A 22,817-nucleotide genomic window follows, 5' to 3' on the forward strand; every position below is an offset into this window, starting at 1 on the left:
GCCCACCGCGTTGTCTATCTCTCTACCATCGCTTTTCCATTGGCCGATTGAAGGTCGTTAGGGAGAATTTCGTTCTCATGATTCGCCGTTCGCTGCGCCGTTCGTTACCTGTCGTTTTTGCCCTGATGTTTGCAGCGCCTGTGCTGGCCGCGCCTGCCGCCCAACAGACGCTGTTCAACTTTGTGCGCCCTGCCGACGTGGTCCAGGTGGCGACTCAGGACGCCAGCCTGCCGCAATCCAACGCCGAACAAACGGCCGAAGGCGAAGTGTTGCGTCGGGTGACGTTCAACCCGGTGGCGCAGCCCACCTTGCGCCTGAGCCCGCAAACCGGTGCCTGGGACTGGTCGCAGTCGGGTTTCATGAGCCTGCGGATTCAAAACGCGATGAATTGGGCCGTGACCCTGTACGTCAAAATCCAGAGCAACGACGGCAAGACCCTGGTCAGTCGCGTCGATTTGCCGGCCGGCCCTGCGCAAACCTTGCTCGTGCCGCTGCAGCCGTTTACACCCTTGAGCCTGGGCATGAAAGCCGGGCCGCCGATGCCGATGACCTTTGACGGTCAGCGCGTATTGCTGGCCAGCAGCGCGGGTGAGCTGGAGCGCAGCCAGGTGGTGTCCGTGACCTTGTCGATGGATCAGCCGAAAGTCGCCCAGAGCATCCTGCTCGAGCGGTTCGGCGTGCAGGAAGGCGAAGCGGTGACCAAAGCGGCTTATGGCGGTCTGGTGGATGCTTACGGGCAGTCCACCCGCGCCAAATGGCCAGAGAAGATCGGCAATGACGAACAACTCAAAAGCGCTGCGGCCAAGGAACAGCAACAGCTGAAAACCTGGCTGGCCGAGCGTCAGAAGGCGTCGTTGGACAGGTTCGGAGGCTTGGATAAAGGCCCGGTCTTCAAGGCCAGTGGCTTTTTCCGCACCGAGAAACGCGACGGTCGCTGGTACCTGGTGACGCCAGAAGGGCATCCGTTCTACTCGCTAGGGGTCAACACCGTGACCCCGGACGTCAATCGGACCTATATCGCCGGACGCGAATGGATGTTCGAATCCCTGCCCAAACCCGATGAACGCCTGGCCAGCCACTACGGCGAAGGCGACAACCGCGGTGGGAATGGTGTCGATCAGGGCCGTGGCTACAACGCCGGTCGCTGGTACGACTTTTATGGCGCCAACCTGCAGCGCCTGTATGGCGAACCTTGTGCCCTGGGCAGCGACACCAAGGCCGGTGTGGCCGAAGCCGCCAAGTCCGATGCGGTCGAAGCGACGGTCGCCAAGGCCGCTGAGCAACCCGTTGCCCCTGCGGCTACCGAGTCCAAGGCCGGAGTTGCCGAAGCCGCCAAGTTCGATGCCGTCGAAGCCACAGTCGAAAGAACGGCTGAACAGACTGTCGCCGAACCTTGCAAAGCGCTGGTCGATGAAAAGCAATGGGCCAGCCACGCGCTTGACCGCCTGCAAGCCTGGGGTTTCAACACCGTCGGTAACTGGAGTGCTCCGGTGCTGGCCAACGCCGACCGCGTGCCATACACCTTGCCGCTGTCGATCGTCGGCGATTACGCCAGCATCAGCACCGGCAACGATTGGTGGGGGGGCATGCCCGACCCGTTCGACCCGCGGTTCGCCATGGCCACCGAACGTGCCGTGGCCATCGCAGCCCGCGACCACCGCGACGATCCGTGGCTGATCGGCTACTTCGCCGATAACGAACTGGCCTGGGCCGGTCCCGGCGACGACCCGAAAGCCCGTTACGCACTGGCCTATGGCACCTTGAAAATGACCACCGACGTGCCGGCCAAACGCGCGTTCCTCAAGCAACTGCGGGACAAGTACCGCAACCAGGCGGGCCTGTCCAAAGCCTGGGGCATTGACCTGCCGGCCTGGGAATTGATGGAAGACCCGGGCTTCGTGCCGCCACTGCCGAGCGCTGAGCACCCGGAAATCGAAGCCGACTTCAAGTATTTCCAGAAGGTCTTCGCCGACACCTACTTCAAGACCATTTCCGATTCGCTGAAGTGGCACGCGCCGAATCAGCTGTTGCTGGGCGGCCGCTTTGCCGTCAGCACGCCGGAAGCCGTGGCGTCCTGCGCCCAGTATTGCGACGTGTTGAGTTTCAACATGTATACCCTGCAACCGCAGGACGGCTATGACTTCGCCGCGCTGCGCAGCCTGGACAAACCGGTGCTGATCACCGAATTCAACTTCGGCTCCGCGGATCGCGGCCCGTTCTGGGGGGGCGTGACGCAACTGGCCAAAGAAGAAGACCGTGGGCCGGCCTACGCGAACTTCCTCAAGCAGGCGATGAACGAACCGTCGATTGTCGGGGTGCACTGGTTCCAGTACCTCGATCAACCGGTGACCGGGCGTCTGCAGGACGGGGAGAACGGTCACTTTGGTCTGGTGGGCATCACCGACCTGCCGTTCCAGGGGTTCGTCGACAGTGTGCGCAAGAGCAACCTGGCGTTGGTCGAGCAACTGGGCAAGGAGGCCGGGAAGGCCAAAGCCGAGGCGGAGAAAGCCAGCCACGATGCCGAGGGCGGCAGGCAGGGCGATGCCGGCAAGGGACCGGGGCAGGGCGCTGGCAAGGCGGGTGGGCATTCGGCCGATGGCCATTAGGCCTGAGACCGCGTTATCGTTCTTCGCGGGCAAGCCTCGCTGCTACGGGTGTTGCGCCGTGCAAGACATGCGCGAACTGTAGGAGCGAGGCTTGCCCGCGAAGGCGTCCGCCAAGACGCCATGAATCTCTGATCCATTCCACGGGCGATCGACCATCCGGCCCGCCCCTGTTCCCAAAAGCCTCAATGGCTGGAACAATGCGGGCCACTTTGTAATGCGTTTGTCCAAGGGAGTTGCGGGTGCTGATTCAGGGTTATTACGATCTAAAGTTCGAAGCGGTGCGTGAAGCGTTCGCGGCGTTGTTCGACGATCCCCAGGAGCGTGGCGGCGCGTTGTGCATCCAGGTCGGCGGCGAGACCGTGGTCGATCTCTGGGCGGGAAGTGCCGACAAGGATGGCTGCGACGCCTGGCACAGCGACACCCTGGCCAACCTGTTCTCCTGCACCAAGACTTTTACCGCCGTGACCGCCCTGCAACTGGTGGCCGAAGGCAAACTGCAGCTGGATGTTCCGGTTGCCCGCTACTGGCCCGAGTTCGCCGCCGCCGGCAAAGCGTCCGTGACCCTGCGCCAGTTGCTCTGCCACCAGGCCGGTCTGCCGGCGCTGCGTGAACCGTTGGCGCCGGAAGCGCTTTACGACTGGCAAACCATGGTCGATGCCCTGGCCGCCGAGACACCCTGGTGGACGCCGGGGGAAGGTCACGGTTACGCCGCGATCACCTATGGCTGGCTGGTCGGCGAGCTACTGCGGCGTGCCGACGGTCGAGGACCGGGCGAGTCGATCGTGGCGCGCGTTGCCAAGCCGTTGGGGCTGGATTTCCATGTCGGCCTGGCGGACGCTGAATTTCACCGCGTAGCGCACATCGCCCGTGGCAAGGGCAACGTCGGCGACGCCGCGGCCCAGCGCTTGCTGCAAGTGACGATGCGCGAACCGACGGCCATGAGCACGCGGGCGTTCACCAACCCGCCGTCGATCATGACCAGCACCAACAAACCGGAATGGCGCCGGATGCAGCAGCCGGCGGCCAATGGCCACGGCAATGCCCGCAGCCTGGCCGGGTTCTACGCCGGCCTGCTCGATGGCAGCCTGCTGGAAAGCGACATGCTCGACGAGCTGACGCGCGAACACAGCCTCGGCGAGGACAAGACATTACTGACCCGGACCCGTTTCGGCCTGGGTTGCATGCTTGATCAGCCGGACGTCGCCAACGCGACCTATGGCCTTGGCCCCCGCGCCTTCGGCCATCCGGGAGCGGGCGGTTCCATCGGTTTTGCCGATCCGGAGTACGACGTGGCCTTCGGTTTTGTGACAAACACCCTGGGACCGTACGTCTTGATGGATCCGCGGGCGCAAAAGCTGGTGCGGATACTGGCCACTTGTCTGTAAAACCTGCTCAAGGGTTCCAGGGCCGGAACCCGAAGGCCTTTATGTTTTCAAAACGTCTGTTTATCCGGGTTGATCCGGCCAGATTTGTTCATTACTTCATTTTGTGGAAATCCAATGTCATCCAATAAAACCTTCGCCTTGGCCCTGTGCTTCGCCATCACCGGTTGCGCACAAACTCCACAAAATGATTCGGATGGCAGCAGCTGGTGGCCGTTCGGCTCATCGGACAAAGTTGCCGCCAAAGATCCAGCTCCGGCCCCTCTGAAACCTGCGGCAACCGCGCCGGTGGCCAAGGCTGAAAGCGCCAGCCCATGGTACTGGCCGTTTGGTTCCGAAGAGGTGCTCGATAAAAAACCGGAAGTAAAACCTGCAGCCAAACCTGTCGAGGTGGCCAAGGCTGAAGCCGATGCAGGGGGCAAATGGTGGTGGCCGTTCGGTGGCAAGGAACAAAGCACCGCCAAGGCCGTGCCGATGCCTGATCCAAAAGTCACCCAGGCCTGGCTCGACGACTACGAACCGCGTCTGCGCACGGCGATCAAGGACAGCAATCTGCAACTCGAGCGTCGTGAAAACGTGCTGGTGGTCATCGCGCCGGTAGACGGTTCGTTCAACCCTGACCGTCCGGCCATGCTGCTGCCGGTGACCCTCGGTCCTTTCACCCGGGTTGCAAAAATCCTCGAAGTCGATCCAAAGACTGCCGTGCTGGTGCTCGGTCACAGCGATACGTCGGGCGCGGCACCGGCCAACGTGAAACTGAGCCAGGAGCGAGCCCAATCCGTGGCCGCGATTTTCCGCCTCAGCGGCCTGCAGCGTGATCGCCTGATGCTGCGCGGCATGGGCGGCGAAGCCCCGCGTGCTGCCAACGACAGCAATGAAGGTCGCGCCCTGAACCGTCGCGTGGAACTGCTGGTGACCCCACAGAACACCATGGTGGCGCTGCTGAGCAAGTACAACATGCCGGCGCCGGCGCCAATCCGCCTGGTCGCCGCCCAGGACGTCAAGCCAGTGGTCGCGCCCGTTACCCCAGCACCCGCGGCGAAGAAAGCCGATGTCCCTGCAGTGAAAAAGGCGCCGGCCAAGAAAGCTGCCAAGGCGCCAGCCAAGAAAGCACCGGCCAAGACTCCGGCGAAAAAGACCGCGCCGGCCAAGGCCGCAGCCGCCGACAAGAAAGTCGCCGCTGCCGATGCTGCAAAAAAGTGATTCGTTAACCAAAAGGAATGCGCCATGACCAAGGGCCTGGCTGATATGCGTCGCGACTACACCCGGGACGGCCTGACCGAGGCGCAAGCCCCGGCCGAGCCGTTCGCGCTGTTCCACCAGTGGTTCGCCGACGCGGTGAAAACCGAACAGGCGCCGGTGGAAGCCAACGCCATGACCCTGGCCACCGTCGATCAGGACGGTCGGCCGCATTGCCGCATTCTGCTGCTCAAGGGGCTGGACGAGCAGGGCTTTACCTTTTTCACCAACTACGACAGCGCCAAGGGCCAGCACCTGGCGGCGAATCCGTTCGCCGCCATGACCTTTTTCTGGCCGGCCCTGGAGCGCCAGGTGCGCATCGAAGGGCGGGTGGTGAAGGTCACACCCGAGGAGTCCGATGCCTACTACCAAGTCCGGCCGCTGGGCAGCCGGCTCGGTGCCTGGGCTTCACCGCAAAGTCGGGTGATTGCCGATCGTGACGAACTGCAAGCCTTGCTCAAGAACACCGAGCAACGCTTCAGCGACACTCAGCCGCACTGCCCCGAGCATTGGGGTGGCTATCGTCTGTTGCCTGAGCGCATCGAATTCTGGCAGGGCCGTCCGAGCCGTCTGCACGATCGCCTCAACTACCGTCTGGGCGCCAACTGGATTCTTGAACGTCTGGCACCCTGAGCAGTCTACCGACCGGGATAGCCTGTCGCAGCGGCCTCCAGCCACTGGGGCAGGTCTCGACGCTTGATCTTCTGCGTCTTGGCGTTTGCCAATTGCTGGAGCATGAAGGCTTTTTTATGCTTGTCGCTACCCGCCAGGGCCAACGCCAGGTCGCGGTCCATCCAGCGTTTGATCCGCACGTACAGCCACCAATGGAAGTACAGACCGGCGACAGTGGTGACGACAATGATGAAGTAATCCATGACAATCCTTGAGTCAGAGGGGCAGATCCCGCAATTTGCCGCTACTGTGTGGTGAGTTCGCGAAAGGCGTCTGTACCGGAACTGAATGAAACCAATTTTATCCGGGTGATGCGGTGACAGGCGTCAAGCTGCGGAGTTTAATGAATACCTGTCTTTTTGGAGTTGATGCTATGCGTAAGTCTGTTCTGTTGGTTGCTTCCTTTTCCACCATGGCGATGTTGCTCACTGGCTGCCAATCGAACCTGACCGGTGACTCTTACTCCCGTGACGAAGCGCGTCGTGTACAGACGATTCGCATGGGCACCATTGAAGCATTGCGTCCGGTAAAAATCGAAGGCACCAAGACCCCGATCGGCGGCGCCGCGGGCGCAGTCGTGGGCGGTGTCGGCGGTAGCGCCATCGGCGGCGGTCGCGGCAGTATTGTCGCCGCGGTCATCGGCGCCGTGGCGGGTGGTCTGCTCGGCTCCGCTACCGAAGAAGGCCTGACTCGCACCCAGGGTGTAGAAATCACCGTCCGTGAAGACGACGGCAGCATGCGCGCCTACGTGCAACAGGTTCAGGAAAACGAAGTGTTCCGTGTCGGCGAACGTGTGCGGATTGCCACGGTGGATGGTACGAGCCGCGTTTCGCACTAAGCGGAATAAGGCAAAAGAAAACCCCGATCAGGTGAACTGGTCGGGGTTTTTTTTGGATACAACCTGTAGGAGCTGGCTTGTCGGATCGCCGCACCGCAGCGAAGGCGTTTTCATAGGCGATGCAAGGCTTAAGGCCGCCTTCGCTGGCAAGCCAGCTCCTACAGTGGATCTTTGTTGGACTTAGGATTCGTGTACGCCCGGATCAACTTCTCTTGCGACTCGCCACCGCCGTCACCCCATACCCGATCACCGCCGCCAGTATCGACCCCGTCAAAATCCCCATCCGATCCATCCCGGCGTATTCGCTGGCCCCCGGCACAAACGCCAGGGAGCCGACAAACAAACTCATGGTGAAACCGATGCCGCAGAGGATCGCCACGCCCAGTACCTGACCCCAGTTGGCGCCTTGGGGCAGGGCGGCGATGCCGATTTTCACCGCCAGCCAGGTCAGGCCGAACACGCCCAGCATCTTGCCCAGCAGCAGGCCGACCGCGATGCCCATCGGCACATCGTGGGTGAAGTTTTCGACGGTGACCCCGCTCAGGGACAGGCCGGCGTTGGCGAAGGCGAACAGCGGCAGGATGCCGTAGGCCACCCAGGGATGCAGGGCGTGTTCCAGGGTCAGCAGCGGCGAAGGTTCGGCATTCCTGGTGCGAAGCGGAATGCAGAAGGCCAGGGTCACGCCGGCCAGTGTCGCGTGAACGCCGCTCTTGAGGACGCAGACCCACAGGATCAGACCGATGATCATGTACGGCCCGAGCTTGACCACGCCGAGCCGGTTCATCGCGATCAGCGCCGCGATGCAGGCTGCCGCCAGCGCCAGTGACAGCGTCGACAGAGCACCTGAATAGAAAATCGCGATGACGATGATGGCGCCGAGGTCGTCAATGATCGCCAGGGTCATCAGGAACAGTTTCAGCGACACCGGCACCCGCTTGCCCAGCAGGGCGAGCACGCCGAGGGCGAAGGCGATATCGGTGGCCATCGGAATGGCCCAGCCACTGAGGGCTGGCGGGTTATCCCGATTGAGAAACCAGTAGATCAGCGCCGGCACTACCATGCCGCCAATGGCGGCCGCGCCGGGCAGGACGATCTGTGATGGCCGGGACAGTTGGCCGTCGAGCACTTCGCGCTTCACTTCCAGGCCGATCAGCAGGAAAAACAAGGCCATCAGACCGTCGTTGATCCACAGCAGCAAGGGCTTGGCGATTTTCAGGGCGCCGATCTGGGCGACCACAGGGGTGTCCAGCAGGCCGTTATAGAGCCATGACAGCGGGGAGTTGTTGATGATCAAAGCCAGGGCTGCAGCGGCGATCAATAACAGACCGCTGGCAGCTTCCAACTGAAAGAAACGCGTGAAAGTGCTACGCAGAGGCAAGGTCGCTCTCCATCGATGGATTCAAAAGGTGGCACACCCTAACCCGTACCGTTAGTTGTTAAAACAAAAGTTATATTCTTTTTTGTTATATAGCGTTGCAAGGTTAATGGCCAACACGGAGCTGAGCCTAGCAGTTGCCGGCTGTATTGAACCTCAGCTGTATCTGTGCGTGATGTAGGATTCTTCCTAAGCTTGTCAATTGAGCCTTGCCAGAGGCCGACTCGACGAGAAAACCACCATGAGCGACAACCGACAGTGGGCCCGCGAAGCCATCCGGATCATCGAAGCCGATTTCCAGCGCAGTGCCGACACCCACCTGATCCCGTTGCCGCTGCCGGGTTTGCCAGGCATCGAACTGTATTTCAAGGACGAATCAAGTCATCCCACCGGTAGCCTGAAACACCGGTTGGCGCGCTCGTTGTTCCTCTATGCACTGTGTAACGGCTGGCTCAAGCCCGGTGCGCCGGTGATCGAGGCGTCCAGTGGTTCGACGGCGATTTCCGAAGCGTATTTCGCCCGTTTGCTGGGTTTGCCATTCATCGCGGTGATGCCCGCGAGCACTTCCATAGAGAAGATCGAGCAGATCGGCTTCTACGGCGGCCAGAGTCATCTGGTCGACGATCCGACCCGGATCTATGCCGAATCCGAACGCCTGGCGCGCGAGCACGACGGGCATTTCATCGATCAGTTCACCTACGCCGAGCGCGCCACTGATTGGCGGGCGAACAACAACATCGCAGAATCGATCTTCCAGCAGATGCGTTTCGAACAGCATCCCGAACCGAGCTGGCTGATATCCAGCCCCGGTACTGGCGGCACCACGGCGACCCTCGGTCGTTACGTGCGTTATCGTCAGCATTGCACCCGCGTGCTCTGTGCCGATGCCGAGCGTTCGGTGTTTTTCGATTACTACCTGACGGGCGACGCCAGCCTGCGCCTGGATCACGGTTCGCGGATTGAAGGCATCGGTCGGCCCCGGGTGGAAGCGTCGTTTTTGCCCAAGGTGATCGATGCGATGGTCAAAGTGCCGGACGCCCTGTCACTGGCGGCCATGCATTACCTGGCGCAGCGTTTGGGACGTCGTGTGGGCGGATCGAGCGGGACCAACCTGATCGGCGCCTTGATGGCTGCCCGGCAGATGGTAGAGGCGGGGGAGTCGGGGTCGATCGTGGCGATTCTGTGTGATGGCGGCGAACGTTACGCGACCACCTATTACGATCAGGATTGGCTCAAGGCCCAGGGGTACGAATTGAGCGGTTTGATAGACGCGGTGGCGGCGAGCGTCGAGCGCGGCGAACCGCTGCCGGACACTATTCTCCGCGCCAATATCTAAGCTCGACACAACCCCTGTAGGAGCGAGGCTTGCCCGCGAAGAACGATAATGCGGTCTTCCAGATAGACCCCGTCATCGTTCTTCGCGGGCAAGCCTCGCTCCTACAAGGAAATGTGTCGATCGCGGGTTTTTGTTCAGGCCTCGAGGCCGAGAATATCCCGCGCTACCGCTTCGGCAATCCGAATCCCGTCGACACCCGCCGACAGAATCCCGCCGGCATAACCCGCGCCTTCACCCGCCGGAAACAGGCCCTTCACGTTCAGGCTCTGCATCGACTCGTTCCGGGTAATCCGCAGCGGCGATGAGGTTCGCGTTTCGATCCCGGTCAAGACCGCGTCGTGCAGCGAGTAGCCACGGATTTGCTTCTCGAACGCCGGCAAGGCTTCGCGAATGGCGTCGATGGCAAACGCCGGCAAGGCCAGCGCCAGATCGCCCAACGCCACTCCCGGCTTGTAGGAAGGTTCGACACTGCCCAGCTCGGTGGACGGTTTGCCCGCGATAAAGTCGCCAACCAGTTGCGCTGGCGCTTCGTAGTTGCTGCCGCCCAGCACAAAGGCGTGGGATTCCAGGCGCTCCTGCAGCTCGATCCCGGCCAGCGGCCCACCTGGATAATCGACCTCCGGGGTGATGCCGACCACGATCCCGGAGTTGGCGTTGCGCTCGTTACGCGAGTATTGGCTCATGCCGTTGGTGACCACGCGGTTCGGCTCGGAGGTCGCGGCGACGACCGTGCCGCCCGGGCACATGCAGAAGCTGTAGACCGAACGACCATTGCTGGCGTGGTGCACCAGTTTGTAGTCGGCGGCACCCAGTTTCGGGTGGCCGGCGTACTTGCCCAGGCGCGCGCGGTCGATCAGCGACTGGGGGTGTTCGATGCGGAAACCCACCGAGAACGGCTTGGCCTCCATGAACACACCACGGGCATGAAGCATGCGGAAAGTGTCCCGGGCGCTGTGGCCGAGGGCCAGAATCACGTGTTTGGAATGGATCTGCTCGCCGCCGTTGAGTTCGACGCCGACCAGTTGGCCATCCTCGATCAGGACCTCGGTGACTCGCTGCTGGAAGCGCACTTCGCCGCCGAGGGCGCGAATTTGCTCACGCATGTTTTCCACCACACCGGTCAGGCGGAACGTACCGATATGCGGTTTGCTGACGTAGAGGATTTCTTCCGGCGCGCCGGCCTTGACGAACTCGTGCAGGACTTTGCGCCCGATGAACTTCGGATCCTTGATCTGGCTGTAGAGCTTGCCATCGGAGAACGTCCCCGCGCCGCCCTCGCCGAACTGCACGTTGGACTCGGGGTTGAGCACGCTCTTGCGCCACAGGCCCCAGGTATCCTTGGTGCGTTGCCGCACTTCGGTGCCGCGCTCGAGGATGATCGGCTTGAAGCCCATTTGCGCCAGCAGCAGCCCGGCGAAAATCCCGCACGGACCGAAACCTACGACGATCGGGCGTTGTTGCAGATCATCCGGCGCCTGGCCAACCGGCTTGTAGCTGACATCCGGCGCCACATTGACGTTACGGTCATCGGCGAATTTGTGCAGTACCGCCGCCTCATCGCGAACATTGAGGTCGATGGTGTAGATAAAGCACAGTTCGGAGGACTTTTTGCGCGCATCGTAGCTGCGCTTGAACAAGGTGAAATCGAGCAGATCATCACTGGCAATCCCCAGGCGCTGCACGATGGCAGGGCGCAGGTCTTCATCGGGATGGTCGATCGGCAGCTTGAGTTCGGTGATTCGTAACATGACGGGATCCGGTTCGCGGGGCGCACAACTGCGCCAAGGCGTTTGAAACCGGCGATTATAAGCCCCAAAGGCGCATACCCGTGAGGCTTAAACGATCAGTCGTCCCGGGATCCGCCGAAATACCCGCAACCGCGCTGAACCTTGCCATCGATGCGCAGTTCGGCGCTCATGTGCTGGACACTGCCGGTCTTGCTGTCGACACAACGTTGCGGCGCGACCCACAGCTCGATGTGCTGCTTATTGGCTTCGGTGCTGAGGTTGAAGCGGCCATCGCCCAGTTGTTCTTCAACGTACGGCACCGCCAATGGCGGCAGACCGACGCGTTCGATGACCATGCCTTTGGCGCTGACTTTTACGTTCCACTCAGGACCGTGGCCGGCAGCGCGCAGGATCAACTTTTTGAAATCTGGATCGTCACAGGCGGCGCCGGAACGCTCGACGCGATACAGCTGCTGCAGATCGAGTCGGTTATCGGCGTCACTGGTAACGACCCGGCCACGCACGTCGGCAAACAATTTGCCCCGGGCATTGGCCAGCGTGGCTGCTTCTTGCAGGACGCTGGTGCCGCCGGTGTCGTTGACCACGTAGCTACGTTGTTCATTGCATGGCTGGAACAACAGCTTGCCATCGGCCGCCGTCAGTTGGCCCTGCATGCGGGTTTGCCCGGTGTGGGAGGCGCTTTCATCGGGGCCATCGAGCAACTGGCAGGCGGCAAACAGCGGGAGCATGGCGACAAGCAGCAAGGAACGGGCAACACGCATTTTCGGGTCTCCTGACAAGTGCCGTCACGTTACTCAGCCTGACCGTTCATCACAACCCATGAATTGGCCTTGTCGAGGATTCGATGTGGGAGCGAGTAACATCCCGCCATATTTCTGGCTTTAGCGCACAAGGTGTTTGGGCTTAACCTTCAGCCTTAACTGTCGGGAGAAACTGATGCGGGGATCCGGAAGGCTGCTACTCGGGGCATTCGCAATGACTGCAGCACTGCCGTGTCTGGCGGCAGACATCGCGTTTTCATCCGTCACCGACTTCACGCAGATGAGCCTGCAACTCAGGACGGCAGACCATGCAAACCCGCAGTCCATCGGGCTTCACGTAACGCTGGCGCCGGAGGCGCAACGCCGCTTGGCGCAGGTGACGCGGCAGGCCATGTATCAACCCTTGCGGCTGGTCATCAATGGCGTGCTGGTGTCGACCGCGACGATACAAACGGTGGTGGAAGGCCCGGCGCTGATGATATCCGTGCCGCGCGACATTGCCCGCGATCTGGTCCCCACGCTGCTGGAACCTTCGGCACCCTAGCGCGACGCTGAGCCAGCGCCGCCCATTGGTTTTATTCAGCCGACGTGAAACGTCTGGCCCGTCTGCAGGCCTTCCACACTTTTGGCATAGGCCAGTGCCACATCGGCAGCCGGAACCGGCTTATAGCCGCGGAAGTACGGTGCGTACTTGCCCATGGCTTCGACCAATACGTTAGGGCTGACCGAGTTGACGCGCAGACCGCGAGGCAGTTCGATTGCTGCGGCGCGGACGAAGCTGTCGATAGCGCCATTGACCAGGGCTGCCGAGGCGCCGCTGCGAATCGGGTCGTGGCTGAGCACGCCGGTAGTGAAGGTGAACGACGCGCCGTCGTTGGCGAATTCACGGCCGATCAGCAGCAGGTTGACCTGCCCCATCAATTTATCCTTCAAGCCCAGGGCAAAACTGTCTTCGGTCATTTCGCCCAAGGGGGCGAAGGTCACGTTGCCGGCGGCGCACACCAGTGCATCGAACTTGCCGGTTTGCTCGAACAGTTGGCGAATCGAGGCGCTGTCGCTGATATCCACCTGTAAATCACCGCTGTTACGGCCGATGCGGATGATCTCGTGACGCTCGGACAGTTCCTTGTCGACGGCAGAACCGATGGTGCCGCCGGCGCCGATCAAAAGAATTTTCATGGGGCTGATCCTCGAATGAGTTGAACGAGGCCACAGTCTAGAGTGGTTTTTTCCATTGATAAGCGCACTAATAGGCAACCTTTGGTTTTAAAATGGAAACAATCCATGAGCGAAATGGATGATCTGGCGGCGTTCGCGGTGTTGATCGAAGCGGGGAGTTTCACCCAGGCGGCGCAGCAGCTGGGTTGCAGCAAGGGGCAGTTGTCCAAGCGCATCAGCCTGTTGGAATCGCGGTTTCGCGTGGTGCTGCTGCAACGCACGACGCGTCGCCTCAGTCTGACGGCGGCGGGCGCGGCATTGCTGCCACAAGCCCAGGCGCTCGTAGTCCAAGTGGAAAGGGCGCGTCAGGCCTTGGCGCGATTGAAGGACGATATGGCCGGCCCGGTGCGTATGACGGTTCCGGTATCGCTAGGGGAAACCTTCTTCGATGGCTTGTTGCTGGAGTTCTCCCATGCCTATCCCGAGGTGCAGATCGAGCTCGACCTCAGCAATGACTATCGTGACCTGTCCCGCGACGGTTTCGATCTCGCGGTTCGCTCCGAGGTGGGCAACGACGAGCGTCTGGTCGCCCGACCCTTGCTGGCGTGGCATGAGATGACCTGCGCGAGCCCGGGCTATCTCGAACAGTACGGCGAACCGTTGACGCCTCGAGCGCTCGCTGAACACCGCTGTCTGCTCAACAGTCATTACAGCGGCCGCGAAGAGTGGCTTTATCATCAGCAACACGAGTTATTGCGGGTTCGCGTGTCCGGCCCCTTCGCCAGCAACCATTACAGCCTGCTGAAGAAAGCGGCACTGGCCGGAGCCGGCATTGCACGTTTGCCTTCCTATCTGCTGCAAACCGAGTTGGCTGACGGACGATTGCGCTGGCTCCTGCGGGACTATCAGACCCGCAGGATGCCGATGTATCTGGTACATCCCTATCAGGGCGGTTTGCCCAGACGCACCCAGGTGCTGGCGGATTACTTGATTGACGGTTTCAAGCGCAGTGGCGAGGCGTTGGATCGGCTTTAACGGATCACACAACCCCTGTAGGAGCTGGCTTGCCAGCGAAAGCGGTGGATCAGTCAACATCTTCATTGGATGTGACGCCGCCTTCGCTGGCAAGCCAGCTCCTACAGGGGGATTTTTGGTGTTCGTGGGAATGGGGCGGGCATAAAAAAACGGCCCGAAGGCCGTTTTTTTGGTTACTGCAATGGCTCAACCACCCAGGTACGCTTCGCGCACTTTAGGATCGGTCAACAACGCCTCACCCGTGCCTTGCATCACCACCCGGCCGTTCTCCAGCACGTACGCCCGGTCAGCGATTTTCAGCGCCTGGTTGGCGTTCTGCTCCACCAGGAACACCGTCACGCCATCCTTGCGCAGCTGTTCGATGATGTCGAAGATCTGCTGGATGATGATCGGCGCCAGACCCAGCGACGGTTCGTCGAGCAGCAGCAACTTGGGTTTGCTCATCAGCGCCCGGCCGATGGCGAGCATTTGCTGTTCGCCGCCGGACATGGTGCCGCCGCGCTGGGCAAAGCGTTCTTTCAGGCGTGGGAAAAGTCCGAGAACCTTGTCCATCTGCTCCTGATAGTCGCCCTTGTCGGTGAAGAAGCCGCCCATGGCGAGGTTTTCTTCCACGGTCAGGCGGGCAAACACCCGACGGCCTTCCGGCACGACGGCGATGCTCTTGCGCATGATCTGCGCCGAGGTCTGCCCAACGAGCTCTTCGCCCATGTAGCGGATGCTGCCGCTGTGGGCCTGCGGCGAACCGCAGAGGGTCATCAGCAGGGTCGACTTGCCGGCACCGTTGGCACCGATCAGCGTGACGATTTCGCCCTGGCGGATCTCCACGTTGACGCTGTGCAGGGCCTGGATCTTGCCATAGAAGGTGGAAACGTTTTCGAATTGCAGCATTTACGCTTCCCCCAGATAGGCTTTGATCACTTCAGGATTGTCGCGGATCTGTTGCGGCGTGCCGTCAGCCAGGGGGGTGCCCTGGTTGATCACGACGATGTGGTCGGAAATGCTCATGACCAGTTTCATGTCGTGTTCGATCAGCAGCACGGTGACGTTGTGCTCTTCACGCAGCATGCTGATCAGCGCCTTGAGGTCCTCGGTTTCCTTCGGGTTCAGGCCGGCGGCCGGTTCGTCGAGCATGAGGATCCGCGGACGGGTCATCATGCAGCGGGCGATTTCCAGGCGACGCTGCTGACCGTAGGCCAGGGTACCGGCCGGACGGTTGGCAAACGCCGTGAGGTTGACCTTGTCCAGCCAGTACTCGGCAAATTCCATGGCCTCGCGCTCGCTCTTGCGAAAGCCCGGGGTTTTGAACAGACCGGCCAGGAAGTTGGTGTTCAGGTGACGGTGCTGGGCGATCAACAGGTTCTCGACCGCCGTCATGTCCTTGAACAGCCGTACGTTCTGGAAGGTGCGCACCACGCCTTTGAGGGCGATCTTGTGGCCGGGCAAGCCTTCGATTGCCTGACCGTCCAGCAGGATGCTGCCGCCACTGGGCTTGTAGAAACCGGTCAGGCAGTTGAAGACGGTGGTCTTGCCGGCGCCGTTAGGGCCGATCAGCGCCACGACCTGTTTTTCTTTCACGGTCAGGGCCACGCCATTGACCGCCAGCAAGCCGCCGAAGCGCATGCTCAGATTTTCGACTTTGAGGATTTCGCGGCTCATTTGCGCAGCTCCATGTGAGGACGTTGCATGGGCAGCAGGCCTTGAGGACGCCAGATCATCATCAGCACCATCAAGGCGCCGAACATCAACATGCGGTACTCACTGAACTCACGCATCATTTCAGGCAACAGGATCATCACCACGGCGGCCAGGATCACGCCCAGCTGCGAGCCCATGCCACCCAATACCACGATGGCGAGAATGATCGCCGACTCGATGAAGGTGAAGGACTCCGGCGTTACCAGGCCCTGGCGCGCAGCGAAGAAGCTGCCGGCGAAACCGGCGAAGCTGGCGCCCAAGGTGAAGGCCGACAACTTGATGACCGTAGGATTGAGACCCAACGCACGGCAGGCGATTTCATCTTCACGCAACGCTTCCCAGGCGCGACCCAGGGGCATGCGCAGCAGGCGGTTGATGACGAACAGCGCGGCCAGCGCGAGGAACAACGCAACCAGGTACAGGAAAATCACCTTGTTGATCGAGTTGTAGGCCAGGCCGAAGTACTCGTGGAAGGTCTGCATGCCTTCAGCCGCTTTACGCTCGAAGGTCAGGCCGAAGAACGTAGGCTTCTCGATATTGCTGATGCCGTTCGGACCCCCGGTGAGACCGGTCAGGTTACGCAGGAACAGCCGGATGATTTCACCGAAACCCAGGGTCACGATCGCCAGGTAGTCACCGCGCAGACGCAATACCGGGAAGCCGAGCAGGAAGCCGAAGGTGGCGGCCATCAGGCCGGCGATCGGCAGACAGATCCAGAAGCTCAGGCCGAAGTAATGCGACAGCAACGCATAACTGTAGGCGCCGACGGCATAGAAGCCCACGTAACCGAGGTCGAGCAGACCGGCCAGGCCGACCACGATGTTCAGGCCGAGGCCGAGCATCACGTAGATCAGCACCAGGGTGGCGATATCCACCGCCCCGCGAGAGCCGAAGAACGGCCAGACCAGGGCGCCGGCGATCAACGCGATGATGATCCAGCGCTGGGTGGTCGGCAGGGTCAGGAAGTTACTGGCCTTGGCCGGAATCAGCGGCATGCTGGGCGAGGAACGCCAGGCCGAGCTGATCTGCTGGTCGAACAGCACCCGCAGGAACATCAATACCGAGCACACGGCGATGGTGATCAGTGTGGCGTCACTGGTGCCATGGACTTCGAGATTGATGCCGACGATGGTCAATTTCAGACCGAGTACCGGATAGGCGACGGCCCACACCAGCAAGGCGCTGAACAACGCCTGTTTAAGATTCCTAGTCATACTTTCTCAACCTCCGGACGGCCCAGCAGGCCGGTTGGCCGGAACAACAACACCAGAACCAGCAGGCCGAACGCCACGACGTCCTTGTACTGGTCGCCGAAGATATCGGCACCGAAAGCTTCCGCCACCCCAAGCACTATCCCGCCGAGCATGGCGCCGGGAATACTGCCGATACCGCCCAGTACCGCAGCGGTGAAGGCCTTGAGGCCGACCAGGAAACCGGCGTTCGGGTTGATCACGCCGTATTGCATGCTCAGCAACACGGCGGCGATGGCTGCCAGTGCGGCACCGATGACGAAGGTCAGGGCGATGATGTTGTTGGTGTTGATGCCCAGGAGGTTGGCCATCTTGATGTCTTCGGCGCAGGCGCGGCAGGCGCGACCCAGGCGAGAGCGGGAGATGAACATCGTCAGGCCAAGCATGGCGACGAACGTCACCACGAACACCACGATTTGCATGTAGGAAATCAGCACTTCTTGTGCGCCACCTGGCCCGAAAGAAAAGTTTCCGGGGATCAGGTTGGGGATGGATTTGTCCTTGGAGTCTTGCGCCAGCAGAACCGTGTTCTGCAGGAAGATCGACATGCCGATGGCGGAAATCAGCGGGATCAGACGGTTGCTGCCGCGCAGGGGGCGGTAGGCGATCCGTTCGATGCTGTAGCCGTAGGCACTGGTGACGACGATGGTCGCGATGAAAGCGGCGGTCATCAACAGCGGAACACTGTCGAGTCCCATCATGGCCAGCCCGGCGATGGCGATGAACGCCACGTACGAACCGATCATGTACACCTCGCCGTGGGCGAAGTTGATCATTCCAATGATGCCGTAAACCATCGTATAGCCGATGGCGATCAGGGCATACGTGCTGCCAATGGTCAGACCATTAACCAGCTGTTGGAAAAAGTGATAGATGTCAGGCATTACAGCGCTCCTAAAAACCTGATACGCATTTCACTGGTGGAGTCATTTTCCCCTCGAGCCCCATGGATCTGCACCCACTTCGAAATCGAGATTGGCCAGCGAACCGCTGATGACGGTTTTGAGATTTTCAGGTGGGGAGGCTGGCGGATCACGCCAGCGCGGCCCAGATACGTTCGTAAAACAAAGCCCACGGCACGCCGTGGGCTTTATTGGCAGTCAATCAGGCAACGCCTTACTGAGGCTTGACTTCAGTTTTTGGTTTGCCGAAGTGCCACTCGTAGACCACGAACTTGAAGTCTTTCAGGTCGCCCTTGTCGTCGAAGCTCAGGTCGCCGGTCGGCGTCTTGAAGGTGCCTTTGTGGATGGCTTCAGCCACTTTGGCAGAGTCTTCGGACTTGGCGGCCTTGATGCCTTCGGCAATCACGGTCACCGCCGAGTAGGACGGGAACACGAACGGACCGCTCGGGTCTTCTTTCTTGGCTTTGAACGCATCAGCCAGGGCGATGTTGGCCGGATCCTGGTCGAAGGATTTCGGCAGGGTCACCAGCAGGCCTTCGGAAGCGTCCTTGGCGATCTGCGAAATCGAGTCGTTACCCACGCCTTCCGGACCCATGAACTTGGCTTTCAGGCCTTTTTCACTGGCTTGACGCAGGATCAGACCCAGCTCCGGGTGGTAGCCGCCGTAGTAGACGAAGTCGACGTTGGCTTGCTTGAGCTTGGAGATCATCGACGAGAAGTCTTTGTCGCCGGCGTTGATGCCTTCGAACACGGCAACCTTGGTGCCTTTCTTCTCGAGGGTTTGTTTAACGGCGGTGGCGATGCCTTCACCGTATTGCTGTTTGTCGTGTAGAACAGCAACGATCTTCGGCTTTACGAAGTCGGCAATGTAGTTGCCGGCGGCAGGGCCCTGGGCGCTGTCCAGACCGATGGTGCGGAACACCATTTTGTAGCCACGGGAAGTGATGTCCGGGCTGGTGGCAGCCGGGGTGATCATGATCACGCCTTCGTCTTCGTAGATGTCCGAAGCCGGTTGGGTGGAGCTGGAGCACAGGTGACCGACGACGAACTTGACGCCGTCGTTGACGACTTTGTTCGCGACCGCTACCGCTTGTTTTGGATCACAGGCATCGTCGTATTCAACGGCGACGAGCTTCTTGCCGTCGACACCGCCCTTGGCGTTGATTTGCTCGATGGCCATTTTGGCGCCACTGAATTGCATGTCGCCGTATTGGGCTACAGGGCCGGTTTTAGGGCCGGCGATGCCGATCTTGATAGTGTCGGCTGCGAACGAATGGCTGGCCACCCCGGCCAGAACCATAGCGGCAAACAGTTTGGAAATCTGCTTAGTAGCCTTTGTCATAGTGCTCCACTCTTACTGTTGTAGTTTTTATAGTCCTGGCGCCGCAGCAACAGAACCGGGTCAGATATCTTCGATATCCTCCGGAAATGCCCCCGGCAACTGTACCGGTACAGTGTAGAGCGCCGATTGTCAGCCTGGGAAGCTGGCGCCAGGGGGCAAAACCTGAGGGTGTCGCTTAATTGAAAGAAAAAGACAGAATCGCGGCGGGGTTATAGCTGAAGTACCAGCAATCCTTGGCTTTCCTGCTGTTTTCAATCGGTGACTCAATTGCTTCCGGGTTTTTCTGCCAGACCACCGACGTTATGATGACGACGATTTCTTTTCCGGACAGGACCCATGACTCAAGAACCTAGCACCCTCTATGCCAAGCTGCTTGGTGAAACCGCATCCATCACCTGGAAGGAGTTGGAACCGTTCTTCGCCAAGGGTGCCCTGTTATGGGTCAATCCTGGCCTGGATTTGATCGCCGCTGCCGAGGCCGTGGCCACGGACGAGGGGGAGAAAGTGGCTGCCTGGCTGGCCGCGGACCAGCTCGCCAAGCTGTCTGAAACGCGGGCGCTGGATCTTTTCGAACGTGATCCCGAGCTATGGGCAGTAGTCGTTTCGCCGTGGATTCTGATCCAGGAAAGGGCGACAAGCTGATAGCTTGCACATTATTGGTGCGTCGTTTCGGCGGATAAAAGTGTGTAGGCGAGTAGCGTGATGGCATGTTGCCGTGAAGAAAGGCCACAGAAGGGTCTTGGCGAGGGTGACGTGCGCGTAACGGGAACAGTTTATTGCGCTGCCTTGGGACTGCTTAATTGTTTCTGATTGTGAGCAAGGCAGTGGGTTTGTGGCCAGTATTGACGACTTTAATCAAAAGAGAGGCTAAAGGATGGCAACGCTACCGCCGCTTGGATTTGCCGGGATTGGCCTGATGGGCTTGCCCCTGTGTCGGCGCCTGCTGGCGGCGGGTTATCCATTGACCGTGTGGAATCGCAATCCGGCCAAGTGCGCGCCGCTGGTCGAGGCTGGCGCACGACAGGTGGCCACGCCTGCCGAGTTGTGCCAGCACGCGGACGTGGTGATGTTATGCCTGGCGGACACTTCAGTCGTGCGCGAGGTGGTTTTTGGCGCGGCGGGGGTGGCGCAAGGGGCGAAAAGCGGCCAATTGCTGGTGGATTTTTCCAGCCTGGAACCTGCCGCGACGCGGGACATGGCGGCAGCGCTGATCAGCCAGACCGGCATGAGCTGGCTGGACGCCCCGGTGTCCGGTGGCGTGGTCGGCGCGGAGGCCGGCAGTCTGGCGATCATGGTCGGCGGCGAAGCGACGGATCTGGAGCGAGTCAGGCCGCTGCTAATGAGTCTCGGCCAGCGCGTGACCCACATGGGCGCCGTCGGGGCAGGGCAGGTGACCAAGGCGTGCAATCAGATGATTGTCGCCTGCAATGCGTTGGTGATCGCCGAAGTGGTGGCGTTGGCCGAGCGTTCCGGCGTCGATGCCCGCCTGATCGCCGAGGCCCTGGCCGGCGGCTTCGCCGATTCCCGGCCCTTGCAGATACTCGCTCCGCAAATGGCCGAGAGTCGTTTCGAACCGGTGAAATGGCACGTTCGCACGCTGCTCAAGGACCTCGACGCCGCCGTGCAGTTTTCCCGCGAACAGGGTTCGGCCACGCCCATCAGCGGCTTGGCCGCACAATTGATGCGCTTGCATGGGAGCCAGGGCTTTCTGGAAAAGGATCCGTCAACGCTGGTGCAGTTGTACCGCGAGCCAGACTCGGAGGGCTGACCGCTCGCTGCGATACTGAAACGTCGCAGCCGTTCTGGAAATAAATCGTTGCATGGGCCTCGCCTGCTGCCATGGGCAGGTATCAGCTTTACGAATAATTACAGACAGCTTTAGCGGGCCTGACTAGATTGCAGGCTCCGGGACAGTGATGTCCCAATAACAATAAAAGAGACGGACCCATGCAGAACTCGACCCAAGCGGCGAATGCCTGGCGCATTCTGTTCCTGCTGTTCCTGGCCAACCTGTTCAACTTTTTCGACCGCACCATCCCCGCCATCATCATCGAACCGATCCGCATGGAGTGGCACCTCAGCGACTTTCAGCTGGGGATCATCGGCACTGCCTTCACCATCGTCTACGCCATCGCCGGCCTGCCTCTGGGGCGGATGGCCGATACCGGTTCGCGCAGCAAACTGATGGGCTGGGGCCTGGCGGCATGGAGCGGACTGACAGCCGTCAACGGGCTGGTGGGCAGCTTCTGGAGTTTCCTGATCGTGCGCATGGGCATCGGCATCGGCGAAGCCAGTTATGCGCCAGCGGCCAATTCGCTGATTGGCGACTTGTTCCCGGCACACCGCCGGGCGCGGGCGATGGGTATTTTCATGCTCGGCCTGCCGTTGGGGCTGTTGCTCGCGTTCTTCACCATTGGCTGGATGGTCAAGGCATTCGACAGCTGGCGTGCGCCGTTCTTTATCGCGGCGGTGCCGGGGCTGATCCTGGCGGTCTTCATGTTCTTCATCAAGGAGCCCAAACGCGGCGCAGCGGAAAGCGTGCAGGTCTCCCAGGAGCGGGTGGACCGGCCAATCCGGCGCGTACTGGCCGTACCGACCTTCCTGTGGCTGGTGATGGCGGGGCTCTGTTTCAACTTCGCGACCTATGCCTGTAACTCGTTCCTGGTGCCGATGCTGCAGCGCTATTTCCTGATGCCGCTGCAAGAGGCGGCAGTGGCGACCGGGGTGATCGTCGGCGTCACGGGATTGTTCGGCCTGACGCTGGGCGGCTGGGTCGCTGACAAGATTCACCAGCGCATCGCCAATGGTCGCCTGCTGTTTGCGGCCTTCAGCCTGATCATCTCGACGGTGTGCACGGCCTGGGCCCTGCATTCGGGGCGGATAGAGATCGGCGTGTTTGTGGCGGTGTTCAGCCTGGGTTGGTTGTTCGCCTATAACTTCTACACATGCGTTTACACCGCCATTCAGGATGTGGTCGAACCGCGCCTGCGGGCGACGGCCATGGCACTGTTCTTTGCCGGATTGTATTTGCTCGGCGGTGGGTTGGGGCCGGTGGTGGTGGGTGCTCTGTCCGATCACTTTGCCCATGCCGCCATGCTCTCGGCCGGTGCCGAACAGATGACCGAGGCGTTCAAGGCGGTCGGCTTGCATGATGCGATGTACCTGATCCCGGTGGCGTTGTTCTTCACCATGGTGTTTCTGGTCCTGGCTTCGCGGTGTTTTGTGCGCGATGCCAAGCGGATGAAGGATGGGTTGGTGGGGGTGGTTGAGCCTGGGGTTACTGCGGCGACTGCCTGATAGCCTTCGCGAGCAGGCTCGCTCCCACAGTTGATTAGTGGTGTTCACAAATAATGTGTCCACATCAGATCCCCTGTGGGAGCGAGCCTGCTCGCGAAGAGGCCCTCAAGAACAGCACAACAATCAAGCAGACAAAAAAAGGCCCGCATCGCTGCGGGCCTTCTTTTTCACCGGTGGAGCA

General features: G+C 60.8%; 21 protein-coding genes. 11 read left to right on the plus strand and 10 right to left on the minus strand.

Going from position 1 to position 22,817, the window contains the following annotated elements:
• Nucleotides 1-77 precede the first annotated feature (77 nt).
• From F8N96_RS09265 to pdxH, 4 genes are all read left to right on the plus strand, one after another.
• A complete protein-coding gene (locus F8N96_RS09265) occupies nt 78-2,606 on the plus strand; it encodes a beta-galactosidase (protein ID WP_150797526.1) in 2,529 nt (842 codons plus the stop codon).
• A 239-nt stretch (nt 2,607-2,845) separates the two neighbouring features.
• Entirely contained in the window at nt 2,846-3,991 is a 1,146-nt protein-coding gene (locus tag F8N96_RS09270; protein ID WP_150797527.1) for a serine hydrolase domain-containing protein, read from the plus strand.
• A gap of 114 nt (nt 3,992-4,105) precedes the next feature.
• A complete protein-coding gene (locus F8N96_RS09275) occupies nt 4,106-5,191 on the plus strand; it encodes an OmpA family protein (protein ID WP_150797528.1) in 1,086 nt (361 codons plus the stop codon).
• Nucleotides 5,192-5,215: 24 nt separating this feature from the next.
• Entirely contained in the window at nt 5,216-5,860 is a 645-nt protein-coding gene (gene pdxH, locus F8N96_RS09280; RefSeq protein ID WP_150797529.1) for a pyridoxamine 5'-phosphate oxidase, read from the plus strand.
• Nucleotides 5,861-5,865: 5 nt separating this feature from the next.
• Here pdxH and F8N96_RS09285 read toward each other — a convergent pair whose 3' ends face one another.
• The gene (locus tag F8N96_RS09285; protein WP_150797530.1) at nt 5,866-6,102 is read right to left on the minus strand and encodes a hypothetical protein; all 237 of its coding nucleotides are present in this window, start codon (nt 6,100-6,102) and stop codon (nt 5,866-5,868) included.
• Nucleotides 6,103-6,272: 170 nt separating this feature from the next.
• Here F8N96_RS09285 and F8N96_RS09290 point away from each other — a divergent pair, with 170 nt between their 5' ends.
• Nucleotides 6,273-6,737 (plus strand): glycine zipper 2TM domain-containing protein, encoded by a 465-nt coding sequence (locus F8N96_RS09290; RefSeq protein ID WP_064676178.1) that lies wholly within the window; start codon nt 6,273-6,275, stop codon nt 6,735-6,737.
• Between the two features lie 202 nt (nt 6,738-6,939).
• On the opposite strand, the gene nhaA is transcribed toward F8N96_RS09290, so the two are convergent.
• On the minus strand, nt 6,940-8,115 hold the full coding sequence (nhaA, locus tag F8N96_RS09295) for a Na+/H+ antiporter NhaA (RefSeq protein WP_150797531.1): 1,176 nt from the start codon (nt 8,113-8,115) through the stop codon (nt 6,940-6,942).
• Nucleotides 8,116-8,353: 238 nt separating this feature from the next.
• Here nhaA and F8N96_RS09300 point away from each other — a divergent pair, with 238 nt between their 5' ends.
• Nucleotides 8,354-9,448 carry a PLP-dependent cysteine synthase family protein gene (locus F8N96_RS09300; protein WP_150797532.1) on the plus strand — a complete coding sequence of 365 codons (1,095 nt, stop codon included), beginning with the start codon at nt 8,354-8,356 and terminating at the stop codon, nt 9,446-9,448.
• Nucleotides 9,449-9,582: 134 nt separating this feature from the next.
• On the opposite strand, the gene F8N96_RS09305 is transcribed toward F8N96_RS09300, so the two are convergent.
• Entirely contained in the window at nt 9,583-11,196 is a 1,614-nt protein-coding gene (locus F8N96_RS09305; protein ID WP_150797533.1) for an NAD(P)/FAD-dependent oxidoreductase, read from the minus strand.
• Nucleotides 11,197-11,291: 95 nt separating this feature from the next.
• On the minus strand, nt 11,292-11,957 hold the full coding sequence (locus F8N96_RS09310) for a COG3650 family protein (protein ID WP_150797534.1): 666 nt from the start codon (nt 11,955-11,957) through the stop codon (nt 11,292-11,294).
• A gap of 214 nt (nt 11,958-12,171) precedes the next feature.
• On the opposite strand from F8N96_RS09310, the gene F8N96_RS09315 reads away from it, so the two are divergent.
• Nucleotides 12,172-12,501: a hypothetical protein gene (locus F8N96_RS09315; protein WP_224794084.1), complete on the plus strand. Its 330-nt coding sequence runs from the start codon at nt 12,172-12,174 to the stop codon at nt 12,499-12,501.
• Between the two features lie 35 nt (nt 12,502-12,536).
• Here F8N96_RS09315 and F8N96_RS09320 read toward each other — a convergent pair whose 3' ends face one another.
• Nucleotides 12,537-13,136, minus strand: coding sequence for a short chain dehydrogenase (locus F8N96_RS09320; protein WP_150797536.1), 600 nt, complete (start codon nt 13,134-13,136; stop codon nt 12,537-12,539).
• Between the two features lie 105 nt (nt 13,137-13,241).
• On the opposite strand from F8N96_RS09320, the gene F8N96_RS09325 reads away from it, so the two are divergent.
• Complete coding sequence (locus tag F8N96_RS09325) at nt 13,242-14,150, plus strand: LysR family transcriptional regulator (RefSeq protein ID WP_150797537.1); 909 nt, start codon at nt 13,242-13,244, stop codon at nt 14,148-14,150.
• A 186-nt stretch (nt 14,151-14,336) separates the two neighbouring features.
• Here the strand turns inward: F8N96_RS09325 and F8N96_RS09335 are convergent, their stop codons facing one another.
• From F8N96_RS09335 to F8N96_RS09360, 5 genes are all read right to left on the minus strand, one after another.
• Nucleotides 14,337-15,038 carry an ABC transporter ATP-binding protein gene (locus F8N96_RS09335; protein WP_064676186.1) on the minus strand — a complete coding sequence of 234 codons (702 nt, stop codon included), beginning with the start codon at nt 15,036-15,038 and terminating at the stop codon, nt 14,337-14,339.
• Nucleotides 15,039-15,806 (minus strand): high-affinity branched-chain amino acid ABC transporter ATP-binding protein LivG, encoded by a 768-nt coding sequence (gene livG / locus F8N96_RS09340; RefSeq protein WP_064676187.1) that lies wholly within the window; start codon nt 15,804-15,806, stop codon nt 15,039-15,041.
• A complete protein-coding gene (locus F8N96_RS09345) occupies nt 15,803-17,059 on the minus strand; it encodes a high-affinity branched-chain amino acid ABC transporter permease LivM (protein WP_150797538.1) in 1,257 nt (418 codons plus the stop codon). Before F8N96_RS09345 ends, livG begins: the two co-directional genes overlap by 4 nt.
• On the minus strand, nt 17,056-17,979 hold the full coding sequence (gene livH / locus F8N96_RS09350; RefSeq protein ID WP_064676189.1) for a high-affinity branched-chain amino acid ABC transporter permease LivH: 924 nt from the start codon (nt 17,977-17,979) through the stop codon (nt 17,056-17,058). Before livH ends, F8N96_RS09345 begins: the two co-directional genes overlap by 4 nt.
• Nucleotides 17,980-18,211: 232 nt before the next feature.
• Entirely contained in the window at nt 18,212-19,339 is a 1,128-nt protein-coding gene (locus F8N96_RS09360) for a branched-chain amino acid ABC transporter substrate-binding protein (RefSeq protein ID WP_150797539.1), read from the minus strand.
• A 336-nt stretch (nt 19,340-19,675) separates the two neighbouring features.
• Between F8N96_RS09360 and F8N96_RS09365 the strand changes: the two genes are divergently transcribed.
• From F8N96_RS09365 to F8N96_RS09375, 3 genes are all read left to right on the plus strand, one after another.
• Entirely contained in the window at nt 19,676-19,981 is a 306-nt protein-coding gene (locus tag F8N96_RS09365; protein ID WP_150797540.1) for a DUF2288 domain-containing protein, read from the plus strand.
• Between the two features lie 232 nt (nt 19,982-20,213).
• Entirely contained in the window at nt 20,214-21,107 is an 894-nt protein-coding gene (locus F8N96_RS09370) for an NAD(P)-dependent oxidoreductase (RefSeq protein WP_150797541.1), read from the plus strand.
• Nucleotides 21,108-21,286: 179 nt separating this feature from the next.
• A complete protein-coding gene (locus F8N96_RS09375) occupies nt 21,287-22,636 on the plus strand; it encodes a spinster family MFS transporter (RefSeq protein ID WP_150797542.1) in 1,350 nt (449 codons plus the stop codon).
• Nucleotides 22,637-22,817: the final 181 nt, after the last annotated feature.

Source organism: Pseudomonas fluorescens, from assembly GCF_902497855.1.
Classification (GTDB): domain Bacteria; phylum Pseudomonadota; class Gammaproteobacteria; order Pseudomonadales; family Pseudomonadaceae; genus Aquipseudomonas; species Aquipseudomonas fluorescens_BI.